This is a genomic window from Bacillus sp. FSL M8-0277, assembly GCF_037975305.1.
Lineage (GTDB): Bacteria > Bacillota > Bacilli > Bacillales > Bacillaceae > Bacillus > Bacillus pumilus.
On the sequence record NZ_CP150255.1, the window covers coordinates 870886 to 886843 of the forward strand.

Genomic DNA, 15958 nt, shown 5'->3' on the forward strand with positions numbered 1-15958 from the left:
CGGGTAGTTCCTTTTTGATTTGAAGAATGCACCAGTGAAGTTGTTTATTTGCTACAATAGGAGTCAATATCCAAGCCGTAGACAAGGAGAGAATATAGAATGCCAATAAGTGAGGAAATGATCAATCGAAAAGGCGCTCGAAAGGGGACTGATATCCCTCATGACGTCTTGATCCTTTTGAATCAGGGAGAGATTGAAAGTGTGAATTTAACTGAATGGCTGGCTGTCAATCATATGACGCTAATACAGCATGTTTTGCCGTCCGTTGGTTTAGAGCATCGTTTAGACGATGTATCATCTGAGATCACTAAACAAAAAGCTGAATCAGGAATGAAAGCCATTCGGCTCATTGGTCAATTGTTAGATGACGTGCTACATGAAGAGAATGAAGAAAAACAAGCGGAAGTGCTGCTGGCATTTGCTCACCACATATCTGATAGCGTTCGCTGTTGGGCTGCTTATATGAACAAACAGAGTTTATCAACACTGGAAGAGAAACTTGCGTACATTCAGCCATTTGCAGCTGATCATCATTTTGGTGTTCGAGAAATTGCGTGGATGTCAGTGAGAGAAAGTCTAAGTCTTCAGCTCGATCAAAGTATAGAGCATTTAACAGAATGGGCAAAAAGCGAGGATGAAAATATTCGCCGGTTCTCTGTAGAGTCGCTCCGTCCGAGAGGGGTATGGACAAAGCATATTGAGTTATTAAAACAAGAGCCAGAGAGGGCACTGCCTATTCTAAATTTACTCAAATCCGATCCATCCATATATGTTCAAGATTCTGTAGGAAACTGGCTCAATGACGCAAGTAAAACACAACCAAATTGGGTAACAAACCTGTGCGACCAGTGGTCAAAGAATTCTGACACAAAAGCAACTAGCAGAATTGTTAAGAAAGCCAAGAGAACGATTGTGAAGGGGAATTTGTGAATAAGAATTTGAACTAAATGAAGGGGGATTCTATCAATCATTCAGAGAGAAAGTTTTAAAGCGAGCTCAGTAAACAGATTGCCCCATTTCATGGGATATAGTCTCTTCAATTCTGCATTCTATATATATCTTAACCTCTCATTGTCATACTTTTGAATGAAATTGACTCAATAGAATTGACGAGGGAACCATGAATAGGTGAAGATGAAGTAAACTGTAAGATAAAGGGAGACGACTGATGATACATATCGTATTTGGAGCAGCAGCTGCCGGTAGTTTAAAACAAGCATTGCGCGAAATGAAGCAAGACCAAGTAAATGAGATCATCGCCTTTGATGACATTTATTCGATTGGACCCCTTCTGCATTTGCATGAACAAGAAGGACAGGAGAAACGTATAGAGTGGCTTCGTCACGTGATGTCAAATGAATATGGCTATTTTGATGACATGATCACCAATCAGCATAGAATTTTTCAGCAAATAAAAGATATAAAAGATGGTACGAGTATCCTCATCTGGACAGGCAATAATGCCCATGAGCAAATTGGTTTGCGATATGCCATCTATTTATTAAAAGAGAAAAACATTGAATTGTCTCTCATCAATACAACGACTGCATTTGATCAGCTGTTCAATACAAATACAAGACGAATGGATATTCGACATGCCGGGGAAATCACAACTGAAAAATTGAAGGTTTTGTACAGATGTAAAGAGCATATTCATGCAGTGTCAAAAGAAGAAAGAGAGAATTTACAAAACGAATGGCTATCATTTGCTAAAGAAAACCATACCCTGAGGATATGGCAAAAAGGACAAACGATCAGTGTACCAGAAGATGAATTTGATGCTTATTTAGTGAAAATGGCTAAGCGGCTTCATCAGTCAGATCCCGAAGAGGAGTACATCAAAACTCCACGTTTAATTGGGGAAGTCCTCGGTCATTTAGAACAGTATATCGGTGATGATTTTATTGAGCATCGACTCAAGACATTAATTGATCAAGGAATTTTTGACATGATAGGAAGGCGCACTTCCATGCGTTATTACTCAATTAAATTGACAGACTTCGGTCAGCACTTTAAAAAATGGGTGTGCTGTCGAGAATTTGAGGATCATCCTTTTGTGAAAATTGAAGGATATTACGGTGGTGAACCTTTTCATTGTGGGCATTGTCAATGTCATTTAGAAAGAGACGATGTACCAATAAGCGATACCCTTTTCTCGAAGATTTGGAATTGGGCTATACAGTATGGCCGCTGGTTTGACGAAGAGACAGATGATTTGCTGCCAAATGGCGCAGACATGGAAAAGAAATTCAATCAAGGAGGAGAGCGTATCACTGAAGAAGTGAAACGAGCCCTATCTCCCGCGTTTAAAATTGAATACAGCCCAAGTAAATACACGCAACATATCATTTAAAGAATGAAATGCAAAAAAATAAAGCTTTACATGATCCATCACCTTCATGTAAGATATGGAGAAATTAAAAGCGAAGAAAAGGACATGAGCCATTTTTACTGGTTACCAGAGAGGGAAGTCACGCTGAAATCTTCCTAGCGCAGAAAATTGTCTTACCACCTTTGAGCTGTATTGGGGAAATCATAGTATCCAATATCGTCTACGCCACGTTACGGCACCAGAGCCATAAAGCGAATACGCGTTATGGGAATTTGGGTGGAACCACGGATTACACATTCGTCCCTTTATGAGGGATGGGTGTGTTTTTTTGTTCTCTCAACGATTATCATTGCTTTGAAAAGGACATGAGCCACTTTTATCGGTTACCAGAGAGGGAAGTCACGCTGAAATCTTCCTAACGCAGAAAAGTTGTCTTACCACCTTTGAGCTGTATTGGGGAAAATTGAAGTATCCAATACCGACTATGCCACGTTACGGCACCAGAGCCATAAAGCGAATATGCGTTATGGGAATTTGGGTGGAACCACGGATTACACATTCGTCCCTTTATGCGGGATGGGTGTGTTTTTTTATTTTTAAAAAAGAAAGGTGTGTCAGTCATGAGAGAAAACATGGTGAAGATTCAATTTCCAGATGGAAAGATAAAGGGGTTCTCTGCAGGTACGACTGTCGCAGATGTTGCCTCCTATATTAGCCCGAGCTTAAGGAAGAAAGCAGTGGCAGGAAAGATCAATGAACAAATGGTCGATGTAAGTCATCAGCTGGAAAGTGATGCTCGGCTGTCTATTGTCACACTCGATTCAAAAGAAGGGCTTGAAGTACTGCGCCATACATCGGCACACGTATTAGCCCAAGCTGTGAAAAGGTTATTCGACAATGTCACACTTGGAATCGGACCTGTTATCGAAAATGGATTTTACTATGATATGAAGCTGAATCAAACATTAAGTGTAGAGGATTTGGCTACAATTGAAAAAGAGATGGAAAAGATCATAAACGAGAATCATCTCATCCAAAGAAAAGAGGTCACTTACAAAGAAGCTGAATCGTTGTTTGCACATGATCCATATAAGCTTGATATTTTAAAACGACTCCCATCTGAAGAAGCCATCACAGTGTATCAGCAGGGTGAATTTATCGACTTATGCCGCGGGCCTCATTTACCTTCTACTGGGTTCGTAAAGTCATTTAAGCTAACACGTGTTGCAGGGGCTTATTGGCGGGGTGATAGTCATCAAGATGTATTGCAGCGAGTGTATGGTGTAGCGTTTCAACATCCAAAACATCTAGCTGAGTATCTTCATTTCATGGAAGAAGCAAGCAAACGTGATCACCGGAAATTAGGGAAACAATTATCTCTGTTCACGTTTTCGGAAGAAGCGCCAGGTATGCCGTTTTATTTACCAAAAGGTCAGATTGTGAGAAATGAATTAATGGCCTTTTCAAGAGAAGTGCGAAACAAAGCGCAATATGAAGAAGTGAGCACACCGTTTATGATGAACCAAGAGCTATGGGAAAAGTCAGGTCACTGGGATCATTATCATGAAAATATGTATTTCTCAGAAGTAGATCATACAAGCTTTGCTTTAAAACCGATGAATTGTCCAGGGCATATGCTCATGTTTAAAAATAACTTATATTCATACAGAGACCTTCCGATCAGAATGGCTGAGTTCGGTCAGGTGCATCGTCATGAATTTAGCGGAGCATTAAATGGATTGTTCAGGGTCAGAACTTTTTGCCAAGATGATGCCCATATTTTTTTGAGAGAAGATCAAATTGAAGCTGAAATCAAACGGATTTTCCAATTAGTTGATCATGTGTATCGGACATTTGGGTTTGAGTACTCTGTGGAACTATCCACTCGTCCAGAAAAAGCGTTAGGGGATGATGCCATTTGGGATATCTCTGAATCAGCGCTAAAGAATGTGCTTGATCGGCTAAAGGTCGATTACCAGCTAAATGAAGGAGATGGGGCATTTTATGGACCGAAGATCGATTTTCATATAAAAGATGCCTTGCAGCGGAGCCATCAGTGCGCCACAATTCAGCTAGATTTTCAAATGCCTGAGAAATTTGATTTAACATATATCAATGAAAAGAATGAAAAGGTACGACCAGTTGTCATTCACAGTGCCATTTTTGGTTCTCTAGATCGTTTCTTTGGGATTCTCATCGAGCATTTTGCAGGTGCCTTCCCGTTATGGCTGGCACCAGTGCAAGTACAAATCATTCCTGTCTCAAAGATTCACCTTGATCATTGCCTTGAGGTGCAGCAGCAATTAAGAAAGATCGGAATCAGAGTCACAATCGATGAACGGGATGAAAAACTCGGCTATAAAATGAGAGAAGCACAAATGCAAAAAATCCCTTATATCGCTGTCATTGGTGATACAGAAATGCAAGAAAAAACACTGAATATCAGACAGCATCGAGAAAAGACATCTAGACAGCTCTCTATTGATGACTTTAAATATCTGGCAGCTCAACAAATAAAAAACAGAACAGTTGCCCAAATATGATGTGATGATTTCTTGAAGAAGAATAAGACGTTCGAATGATGGGCGTCTTTTCATTTGCGAAAAAAGCCGAATTGACAGTAGAAAGGGAAAATATTGAAACATTTTTTCAGTGAAATCGTAATAAAGATAGAGCGTTCAACAGAAACCTTTGAAACGGAGAGGAGTATTACATGGAACAAGCTGCACTGAAAAAGATGAGGACAAAACAAATAGGTGTCTCTAATTTGATATTCGGACTTATGATCATCGCTTTTTTTATGGTGATTCAAATCTTTAATATCCAACTTACACATTTCTTTTTGTGTTTAGGAATTTTAATGCTTCTCCAAGGCATTATCGGCTTTATCAAAAAAGGAAAAACAAAGTTTTTCATACCTATTTTTGAGCAGGTAGCTATTTATGAAAAAGAGAAATTAGGAAAAGAATGGGAGAAAGAAAAATTTTCAGAGAATGTTTGGAAAGTCGTATTGAGTGGCATTATGTTTTTTCAATCATTTAGTTTTCAAAATGTAATGAATCCATTTAGTGACATCGAGCCTGTATTGACCATTTTATTGTTTTTAATCGTTCTAGCCTCTATCAATATAAGCATGCTTTTTCGCTTTAGAAAAATCGATCGATCGACTGAAGGAGAATTAACAGGCTATACAAAAGAGTCTAACATGATGGGAATTGCTTTAGGGTTATTGATGGCAATCATCATCTCTATCTTTATCGTCATTTTTCTTCTTCCATAAAACATCATTATTTAGAGGTGAAACCATTGAATGCAAACATACAACAATTGATTGATCAGACAAAGGCGAAATTTGGCTTAGATCTTTATAATCTAAAAAGACACAGCTTTCATCGTTACGTCAACATGTTCAATGAAACGATTTATACATTGAATATGGAATGGTTCCCCTCTCATGAAGCTGAACCTGAGGACGACGATATCAACCCAGACGGCACAGCTGTCATTGAAGTGAATTTGAATACAGGACAGATCGAATCGGTTATTTTTGTCATGGACAAAACCTATGCGCAGCAGGGTGTCACGTTTAAGAGACCTTATCCAGCTCATGTCATTCAATGGATCGAACAAGAAACAGGGTTGATCTATGATGAGCATTTTCATATGCATCAGAAGGAGAAAGGGGAACTTTCTTTCGAAGAAGCAATAGATGGTGTGAAAGTGACGCCATCAGGCAGAATCGAAGTGAAATGGAATGAACATGGACAGCTCATGTACTTTACACACCACGGCCCATTTTTAGCCAAAACATTACTGAAAGCTGAGGAATATGCGCTTTCCCTTGATAAGCTGGAGAAGAACTTAGCTGAGCAGCAAGTACAGCTGTTTCAATGGCCTTCCTTCGAGCACAACCGAATCCGATCTATTTATGCGTTAGAAGAAATTTATGTGAAGAACGATGGAACAGGAACGCTTCCGTTTGAACTCGGGCGTGAAGAAACGCATTGTATACACATGAATGAGGTCATTGAGTGGAATGAACCGATAAACAATGCTTTTGAAAAAAAGGAAATGAACATTCATGAGAACATTTCAGCTGAACAAGCTTTCTCATTGGAACCGTCACCAGATACCTTCCCGATATTAAAAGAAGAGCAAGCTGAGTGTATCAAAGCAGTCCGAACCTTCTTGGCGCAAAAATATCCAAAGGATACAGGGAAGTGGGTTCTGAAAACACTCCATCGTGAGCATGGATACATCCATGCGATATTAAAAACGAACGGGCAAGAAGGCAGTGGGTTTATGGACAAGATCAAGGTCTTCATTGACGCCAGCTCGTTTGAAGCCGTTAATTACATAGATAAAAAAGAAATGTTTCAAGTGTGCGGGATACTCAGCCCCTCTCAAGCGGCAAGTGATATTTCTGTATCTCAGACAGAAGCCTTTGAAAAATTGAGAGAACTTCTTGAACTTACACCTATTTACGTCTATGACGAAGCGCAAAAACAATATGTTCTATGCGGAAAGCTCGATTGCCATGTTGGTGTTGATGCAGAGAGCGGCGAAGTGTTTTCTTTGAAAGAACAGTGAGAAGCTGTTCTTTTTTGTCTCATTGCACCAATTTTTTGAAGAAATTTGGAATTTTGTAGCAGGAAGTTGTCGTTTCATCACGAAAGAAACAGATAAGAATATGATCATAGGTCCATCGGTTGGAATATTAGTAGACATCATACATATGAAATACTCATGACAGTAAAGTTGATCTACAATGCTTTTTGAAAAAAATGAAATCGTGTCTCTAGTAGTATACGACATTTGGTGGGCTGATATCATAGGATGACTTTGAACATGTTTGATTTAGGTAAGCTTGAAGCCATGATAGAAGAAAGTGAGGATGTCTACCTTGAGTACATTGGAAGTGTTTCGTCAGTTTTTGGTTGACCATTATCCTGCGTTACAAGATGAACTTTGGCTAAAAGATGTTGATACCCTTCGAATCTCTCCTATTCTTCATCCTTTTCTGAAAAGCAAGCTGCCAGAGGGGATCGAAAAATTCACTTGTGTCCTATTCACGCAGCAGACAGATCAAACCGCTGCACCGCTCAAAGTATACCTTCTATTAGATGAATATGAGCAATCACTTTATGCCATTGATTTGATGAATGAACAAATAGTGCTTCATTAATACAGAAGCAAAAAGCTGCTTGAGAGCTCCTCAGCAGCTTTTTTTGATGAACATTAGCCTGTCATATCAACCAATCTTGAGTGCAAGTTGTCCAATTCTTTCTTTGTTGGAAAAGAGCTGATCAGCAGCGTAGATTGTCCGAATTGAAGAGGCAGCTCGGTATCGGTCACAATCATATCGATCCCAAGTTCCTCCATCGTGACATCATTTAATGTATTCTCTGGACTTGTAAAAATGTGAATGAGAGGAGGTACGCTTAATTTAATTAAATCCGCAATAAACAAACTATGATAATAGCCTAATGTTGAAATAACAAATATGTTCAACACGTTTCTCCGTTCCATTTCCAATTGAACAAGCCCTCTCCAGGACGACGTAATCATACGAATCAATTCCCGTTCATTTTTCACAAAAGGACCGAGGATATCGTCTGTTTTTAACTCTTGGATGATATGAGTAATCCTCGAATAGAAATAAGGAAACTGTTTTTTCACCTCTGATAAATAGCTCGATTTCTTTTTGAAAAGGAATCCATCTCTCACGGTAATTTCATTGGAATACACATAATATTGGAGAAGAACGAGTGTCATCACCTTGCGATTCGCTATTTCTTGATGAAAAATCGACTCCAATTGGTTGATAAATGAATGAATGGCATCATAAAGTCGTGGTGTATGTGATTGGAAGAACGTCAATTTTTCTTCGACAGTTTCAATTGATTTAAAGTGTCCAATAGCTGGTTCGATCAATAGCAAAAAGACAAATTCATGATGATCCAGCGTCACATCAAATACGTCTTTGGTCATTCGGCAAATATGCTCTTCCCATGTTTGGATTTGATCATAGATCCCTTTGGCTACAGAAGTTTGTTTTTCCTCTTTCATTGAGTACGTATATTTACGGCTTATTGTGAAATTTTTCCTCATTCGGTGAATGGAAACGGCGAACCATAGGCAGTATTTATCTATCGCCACATCTGGCACATTGACTTCTAGCACCTGAAATAGCTCCTGTAGTAAATCAACTGCATCTTGCTTATGAATATCATCGAATGGCCAAAGCCGGCTTCCATACACTTCAAACAAAAATTCAACAAAGAATTGACGAATCTCCTTCTCATTTCCATGGAACTGCATACTATCTGGGCGTAACTCAATGTCATAAGAGATAAGAATGGAATTGATTTTATGAATGGTGTTATACAATGTGGATCTACTGATATTAAGCGTGTCCATCCATTCATAGAAAGACCTGTTTTGTTCGAAAAAAATGCCGTCAATCAATCGAATTTCAATCGTATCTTTTAAAATTTCCTTGATATAGTAGTCCACTCGTATCGTCTGTGTATAACAAATGGATATGCCTTGTCTCGGCTTTATGTGGATTAACGGCTCACCGTTCTCTGTTTTGAACGATTTCATTTGTTCTAAATCGCTTTGAATGGCACGAACCGAACCGATATGTTCATTCGATATCTCTTGAAGGCTCCACCACTTATTTTTGGATACAAGTAGTTTTAAAATGTTTATCCATCTCTTTGATTTATTATCAATGAGCTCCATCAAACAACTAACTCCTTCCTTTGGCTTGCCTCTATATTATGAAGTTCACTTAAAGAACATTTGATTCTCAAAATAGGCATGAAATGATTGTAATGTTTAGGCTAAATCGTTTTGTCTTCACTTTTCATGATAAAAGAGAAAAAAATTAGACGAAAACAAATGTTATGCCCTGATTCTCCATATTTTTCATTTATAAAGTGGTAAGTAAGCCATGAATCCTATAAAAATGGATCATTTTAGATATTTCGTTTATTTTTTTGCTGTTGAAACGGTAAATGTAAGAATAAAACGCAGCAACTTTTTGATTACCATATGAAAGGGAGTAGAAAGGAATGCGATTTATATAATGCTGAACTGTCTCACCTTACATACGATATGACACATGCTTGTTTCATATGAACGAACCATATGTGAATACATGCTTATATATGCATGTACACATAATTTATTGTTCATTCCAGTATAAATAGAAAAATTCACTTTTATTCTTTCATGATCTCTTTCACTATTCCCCATTTCTATAGACCCCTACCCAGTTATTATATCCACTACTCATGATTCCCTTTCAAGCTCATGATTGATCAACTCATTTTATTCATAGGGTCTTAAGGTGCAAATTTTTAGAAAATATTTTGATCAGAAGCGGAGTGATTGATCTGACAGTATACAAATGATTTTTTTATCATGGTTGAAAATTAATTTTAGAAAAGGGTGGATGTATTGAAAAGAATATTGTCATTGGCTCTCATCGCGGTGTTAGTCATACAGTCTAGTATATTAGGAATCTTGCCTTTAGCAGGGGCACAAGCAAAAGAAAGCCAAGAAAACATTTATGGAGATATTGAGTTTGCTGATAGCGAAGGAAACAAGTTATCAAACATGGAAGATCAGCAAGTCAGAAAGGCAATTGTCCATTGGTCGATAAAAGGAATCGATCTAAAAAAACAATATCCGTATGTTCTCACTCTTCCTTCAGCCATAAAGGTAGAGAAGGAACAGAAGGAACCCATTACTGTGGGTGACATACTTGTTGGTGAGTATACCGTTTCAAAACAAAATGAAGTGACGGTCATATTTAAAGAAGATGTTGAGCTTGATCCAAATTTAGAAGGATCAATAAACATAGATGTCACCAGTATAGCTGAGCCAAAAGAGAAAACAAAGCAAAACGAGCGTGAAGAAAGCCTTCCAAAAGATGACTCAACCTCATCTGAAAAAGACGATAAGAATCAAGAAGCCGCTCAAACGAAACAAAGCGATGAAGATGAATTACTAAAAAACAAAGTGAACGTATCTAAGCGTGTAGGGCTGCAAAGTGTTTCAAAACAAATGCTGATACAAGAAAATCTCCTCACTGATGCGAAATTAATATTTGAAGATCAGGAAGGAAATTCAGTTGATAAGCCTGACATCAACTCGCTTATTTCCATTAACTATGAGTGGGCGATCCCAAATGGTCATAGCTATAATGGCGGGGATGAATTCCATTTCAAGGTTCCAGAGGAATTAGTGATTTATGAAAAAATCGATCGTCTCGAGATGAAATTTAATCAGGCAACCATTGGTTATTTTTCTGTAGATGAGAGCGGAAATGCCTCCATCGAATTCACTGACTTTATCAAACAATATTCAAATATCCATGGAACACTTCAAGTGTGGACGCAATTAGATCAAAAAACAGTCATTACTGAAGAAAAAGAAGTGGTCATTACCCCGATTGAAGGCAAAGATACGATATCGATCCCGATTCAATACATTCCAAATGGTCCAAACGTCTCTAAAAAGGGAGAACCAAATCGATCTTACAATGCTGAAACCATTCAATGGACAGTCGATTTTAATATGGACTTAGACGATGTGAAACAAGCGAGACTTTTAGATCCGATTCAAGAAGGTCAAGCGTTAAAGAAAGATTCAATCAAGCTTTATCGTGTTGATACAAAGCTAAATGGTGAAACATCGCTTGGTCAGCTGCTTGACGAAAACCACTACACAATTGGCCAAACAGCAGATGGTCAAGATTTCACGATTGAATTTAAAGATGACGTGCATCTAGCTTACCGTTTAATGTATGAAACGGACATTACGAATCAAGATCAGTCTGCGTTTCGTAATAAAGCGTCCCTTGTCTCTGCTGATAAAGTGATTAGTTCAGCAGAAGGAACAGTGAATGTGACAAGAGGCAGTCCTTTAAATAAAAAAGCCGCCCACTACGATCCAGTCACACAAACAATTACGTGGGAAATTCGTTTCAACTATAACGAAAAAAAGATTGCTGAAAAGGATGCTTTGTTAGAAGACTTCTTTAATGGCACACAGGCGCTGATTTCTGATTCATTTCAAGTCAAGGAAGTCACAATTGATCAGAATGGCAAAGAATCAGGAACAAAAGCATTTGAACATTATGTGGTTCAACCTCAAAAAAAGGATGAACAAAACGGGTTTACCTTGCAATTCAATCAAGATATTCAATCGGCTTATCTCATCACATATCAAACAAAAGCAACCGAGCGGATTTTCGAAGCTGAAGAGATTATCAATACTGTAACAGCTGGCAAAGAGAGCAAACAAGGGAAGCAAAGAATTGATCAACAAATTCTAACGAAAAATCATGGAACACCGAATTACAAGAACAAGACTATTCCATGGCGTATCACCTTCAACAAAGATCAACAAACCATGAACAACCTGATATTAAAAGATACGTTTACAAACGAAGGATTGACGCTGCAAAAAGATAGTTTAAAAGTGACGACAGGTAATACAGTGCTTGAAGAAGGCACAGATTATCAAATAGTTGAACATGCAAATGGATTTGATATTCAATTTACGAAAGAAATCAAGACAGAACATACCGTCACATATACAACGTCTTTTGATTATGAAAAAAGAGCAGATAAAGATCAAAAGAACCTGCGTAATCATGTAAAGCTTGAATGGATAAATGAAGATGGCAAGGATTTGACGAAGGAAAATCAGTCTGTCTTCACGCCTGACACATACACGCAGTCAAATGGTTTTAAGAACGGAACATATGATGCAAAGAAAAAAGAGATCACATGGAATATCGGTGTGAACTATAACTTGAAACATTTAGAAGAGGCGAAAATCGAGGATTTCATTCAAGGAAATCAGCGTTTGCTTAAAGATTCAATCACCGTCTACTCGCTTGATTTACAAGGCGGGGAAAATGGAGCGGAAGAAAAAGAGGTATTAGCGAAAGAACATTATGACATCAAATTCCTTGAAAATGAAAAAGGAGAATCAGGCTTCGAAGTCATTTTCAAACATGCCATTGATTCCCCATACAAAATCACGTATCAAACAAGTGTTGAAGGAATGGATTTAGTACAGAAAACCTATGAAAATAAAGCGACCCTTTATGATGGAAAGACGAAAGAATCAGACGTAAATGCTGTGGTGTCCATTCCAAATGGAGGGAAATACACAAGCAAATCAGGAAATCAGCAAGGGAAAGTCATTGATTGGAAACTCAATATCAACTTTGGCCAATCAACAGTCCAAGATGCGACGATTATAGACCATCCGAGCAGTAACCAAGCGATAATAGAAAACTCATTTCATCTCTATTCGACGACAATAGATGAAAAGGGGCAAGTGACCAAAAAGGAAGAGCTGGAAAAAGGGAAGGACTATGAACTAGACCTTGAATTCGATCCAGATTCTTTTCAAATCAAATTTAAAGAAGAAATCACGAGACCATATATTTTAGAATACCAATCTCTCATTTTAGATAAGGTGGGAAGTACACTTCAAAACGAAGTAACGTTTAGAGGTGAAAATGTAAAAGAAATCAAAAAGGAATCCGAAGCCTCAATTGTGGTCAAACGCACCGCTGGTATGGGAGATGGCACAGGAGCGATTGGCGCTTTAACCATTAAAAAGGTAGACGCGAGTAGTGGAAAAGCGCTAAAAGGAGCAAGCTTTTCTCTGACAGATGCTGCGAGCGGTATCGTCATTGGAACAAAGACAACAGATGAAGAAGGAGCTCTTCGATTTGATCGTCTTCTGTATGGTGACTATATCGTGACAGAAGAGAAAGCACCTGATGGTTATATTAAGACGAAGGAACCAATCAATGTAACGATTGATCAGCCCTACGAATCAGGAGATCAAGCGAAAACAGGAAATAGCATGACGGTGCAGAACCAAGAAATCCGCCAGCATGTCAAGTTAACGAAAAAAGACAAAGAGACGGGTGCGGCATTAGAGAATGCTGAATTTGAACTGAAAAATGAATCTGGAGATACCGTCCAAACCCATTTGAAAACGGACGAAAAAGGAGAAATTCTTTTCAAACATCTTGAGCCAGGTTCCTATTATTTTGTTGAGACAAACGCACCGAAAGGCTATCAATTAAATCAGCAAAAATGGCCGTTCACAATCAAAGAAAATCAAACAGAAACAACGATTGTCACTGCAGTAAATGACATCATCAAAGGCTCTGCTGAATTGAGCAAAATAGGTGAAAGCGGAGAGAGACTAGAAGGTGCACAGTTCAAGCTCTTAGATCAAGACGGGCATGAGCTAAATGGTTCGCTTGTCACAGGAGAAAATGGCAAGATCACGTTAAACGAACTAAGACCGGGTACGTATCAGCTCATTGAAACAAAAGCACCCGATGGTTATGTATTAGATGAAACACCAATCAAATTTGAAGTACCACTCGATCCAACAGAACCAGTCATCATTTCACAAAAGAACCTATACGAAACAAGTGCATTAGAAGTGGTGAAAGAAGGGGAAGATGGCAAGCAGCTTCAAGGTGTTCGATTTGAAATCACGGATCAAAATGACGAAGTTGTGCGTAAAGATTTGACAACAGATAAAGATGGGAAGCTTTTGGTCGATAACCTCAAACCGGGCAAATATCAGCTTGTAGAGACAGAGAGTATTGATGGTTATCAAAAGAAAAATAAACCTTATCCGTTTACCATCGAAATCGCACAAAAAACACCGGCAGAGATCAAAGTGATCAATGATCTCAAAACTGGAGCTGTCCAGCTCACGAAGCTTGGTGAAAAGAATGAAGTGCTTGAAGGAGCAGAATTCAAGCTTGTAGATGCAAATGGAAAAGAGATGAAAACAGGTCTCGTCACTGATCAGAACGGGGAAATTATCGTCAACGATCTTAAACCTGGAACCTATCAGTTTGTTGAAACGAAGGCTCCATTCGGTCATGAGCTTGACGAAACACCTGTCACTTTTGCTATTCCATTTAACCCTGAGAAGCTGGTCAGTGTGACAAAAGAAAATAGCCGTACAACAGGCGGAGTGCTGTTACACAAAAAAGGCGAAGATGGGAAATCATTAGAAAGGGTTGTCTTTGATCTATCTGATGCCAAAGGAAAGATAGTGGCAGGAGGAGAAGGGATTACAACCAATCAGGATGGAGAAATCACCTTCACAGGTCTAAAACCTGGAACCTATCAATTTGTTGAAAGAAAGAGTCTTGAAGGCTATGAATTGAGTGCGAAACCACTTGTCTTTCAAGTTGAATTAGGTCAAAAAGAATGGATTCAAGTGGAGGCCATCAATCAGCTCAAGAAAGGTTCTGTAGAACTAACAAAAATAGGGGAAGAAAAAGAAAGATTGAAGGGCGCAGAATTTACACTTTTCAATGACGATGGTAAAGAATTGATGTCAGGTTTAACAACCAACGAGAAAGGCATCATCACTGTCAACGATTTGAAACCAGGCGCTTACCAATTGGTTGAAACGAAGGCTCCTTTTGGACATAAACTTGATGCAGAACCAGTAGACTTTAAGATTGATTTCAATCCAAATCAACTGGTGAAAGTGACAAAAGAAAATATTCGGACGACAAGTGCTGTGAAGCTTCAGAAAAAAGGGGAGGATGGTCAGTTGCTCGCTGGCGTGACCTTTGACCTGATTGATGCGCACGATCAGCGTGTGAAGAAAGACTTAAAGACAGACAAAAACGGTCAACTGACAGTCGATCAACTGAAGCCAGGAACCTATCAATTTGTCGAAACAGCAAGCATTGCCGGCTATGAATTGGATCAGACACCTGTCTCATTTACGATCCGTTTAGGTCAAGACAAACCAGCCAAAGTAGAAATGATCAACAAACTGACGCCGGGAGCAGTGGAACTGACCAAAGTGGATGATGAGGGACATACGCTCGAAAATGCAGAGTTTGCTCTTTTGAGTAAAGAAGGGAAAACGTTGAAGAAATCACTTGTAACCGATCAAAAAGGAAAGCTTCGCATCAACGATCTAAAACCGGGAGAATATCAATTCGTTGAAACGAAAGCACCTCATGGCTATCAATTGGACCATAAGCCGATCCTGTTTACAATTGAAAAAAATCAGCAGAAGCCACTTCAATTAACAGCGAAGAATCACTTGATCTTAGGAAGTCTGCGTATCATAAAGGTAGACCAGCAGACAGATAGAACTTTAAAAGGTGCAGCCTTTGACATTCGTACAAAAGCCGGGAAAACCATAAAATCTGTGACAACAGGAAAAGACGGAGAAGCCATTGTCAAAGGGCTTAAACCTGGTGAATATACACTCACAGAGACGAAAGCTCCAAATGGTTATGTAGCTTTAAAGAAACCACTCATCTTTACAATTCAAATGGGCGAAGTGGAGATCAAGACATTGATTGTGAAAAATGCTCCAGTGAAGAATGAAGAGGACCACACGAATCCTCCAGCCTCACCTAAAGGGGATCAACATCCACCTCATGACTCAAACGGTGAGCTGCCAAAGACTGGAGAAGAATGGCTGCGTTATATGATGTATGCAGGGATTTTACTAGTAGTTTCTGGAACTGTTCTTCTTGTTCTTAGAAGAAGAGCCATTCAGTAAAAGGAAGGAACGAGTATATTG

At 38.8% G+C, this 15958-nt stretch carries 8 protein-coding genes; 7 read left to right on the top strand and 1 reads right to left on the bottom strand.

The annotated features are described in order from the left end of the window. The first annotated feature begins 99 nt into the window (after positions 1-99). The 6 genes from MKZ05_RS04135 (at position 100) to MKZ05_RS04160 (ending at position 7517) form a co-directional block, all read left to right on the top strand. Complete coding sequence (locus tag MKZ05_RS04135) at positions 100-930, top strand: DNA alkylation repair protein (RefSeq protein ID WP_113386855.1); 831 nt, start codon at positions 100-102, stop codon at positions 928-930. 238 nt (positions 931-1168) lie between these two features. Next, on the top strand, positions 1169-2353 hold the full coding sequence (locus MKZ05_RS04140; RefSeq protein ID WP_339161518.1) for a DUF1835 domain-containing protein: 1185 nt from the start codon (positions 1169-1171) through the stop codon (positions 2351-2353). Positions 2354-2952: 599 nt separating this feature from the next. Next, a complete protein-coding gene (thrS, locus tag MKZ05_RS04145; protein ID WP_251191487.1) occupies positions 2953-4875 on the top strand; it encodes a threonine--tRNA ligase in 1923 nt (640 codons plus the stop codon). Positions 4876-5045: 170 nt separating this feature from the next. Continuing rightward, positions 5046-5612, top strand: a complete 567-nt coding sequence (locus MKZ05_RS04150; RefSeq protein ID WP_113386856.1) for a hypothetical protein — start codon at positions 5046-5048, stop codon at positions 5610-5612. A gap of 17 nt (positions 5613-5629) precedes the next feature. Further along, the gene (locus MKZ05_RS04155; protein WP_339161521.1) at positions 5630-6922 is read left to right on the top strand and encodes a hypothetical protein; all 1293 of its coding nucleotides are present in this window, start codon (positions 5630-5632) and stop codon (positions 6920-6922) included. A gap of 313 nt (positions 6923-7235) precedes the next feature. Beyond that, positions 7236-7517 carry a hypothetical protein gene (locus tag MKZ05_RS04160; RefSeq protein WP_003217864.1) on the top strand — a complete coding sequence of 94 codons (282 nt, stop codon included), beginning with the start codon at positions 7236-7238 and terminating at the stop codon, positions 7515-7517. A gap of 53 nt (positions 7518-7570) precedes the next feature. Here the strand turns inward: MKZ05_RS04160 and MKZ05_RS04165 are convergent, their stop codons facing one another. Further along, positions 7571-9079, bottom strand: coding sequence for a helix-turn-helix domain-containing protein (locus tag MKZ05_RS04165; protein WP_212046495.1), 1509 nt, complete (start codon positions 9077-9079; stop codon positions 7571-7573). Positions 9080-9790: 711 nt separating this feature from the next. Here MKZ05_RS04165 and MKZ05_RS04170 point away from each other — a divergent pair. Further along, positions 9791-15937 carry a SpaA isopeptide-forming pilin-related protein gene (locus tag MKZ05_RS04170; protein WP_339161524.1) on the top strand — a complete coding sequence of 2049 codons (6147 nt, stop codon included), beginning with the start codon at positions 9791-9793 and terminating at the stop codon, positions 15935-15937. Positions 15938-15958: the final 21 nt, after the last annotated feature.